Origin of the sequence: Microvirga sp. HBU67558, assembly GCF_018069605.1 — a bacterium.
GTDB classification, from domain to species: Bacteria; Pseudomonadota; Alphaproteobacteria; order Rhizobiales; family Beijerinckiaceae; genus Microvirga; species Microvirga terrae.
The window spans coordinates 1-254 of the sequence record NZ_JAGPUP010000060.1 but is presented as its reverse complement, the minus strand read 5'-3'; the positions used below and the strand labels follow the sequence as shown (position 1 = coordinate 254).

The window sequence follows — 254 nt, the reverse complement described above, 5'->3', positions numbered from 1 at the left end:
GATGAAGGTCATCGATGCCGCCTATGAGAAGGCAAAGGCATGATCGGCGTAGGAATCATCGGGGCCGGCCACTTCGGAGCGGTTCATGCCCGGGCGATGACCGAGGTTGACGAGGTCAGGCTTGTCGCGTCCTGCCGGGAGAACGCAGATGCAGCGGCCGCTTTCGCGGCTGAGCACGGCGGCAAGAGTTACGGCGACTGGCGCGCTTTGCTGGACGATCCGATGATCGATGCCGTTCTCATCGCCACGCCGCA

At 63.4% G+C, this 254-nt stretch carries 1 protein-coding gene; it reads left to right on the top strand.

Annotated features, from left to right (window positions below; all coding sequences use genetic code 11):
- Positions 1-39 precede the first annotated feature (39 nt).
- Positions 40-254 (top strand): Gfo/Idh/MocA family oxidoreductase (locus tag KBI52_RS00230; protein WP_210804722.1); only part of this gene is annotated, 215 nt, incomplete at its 3' end.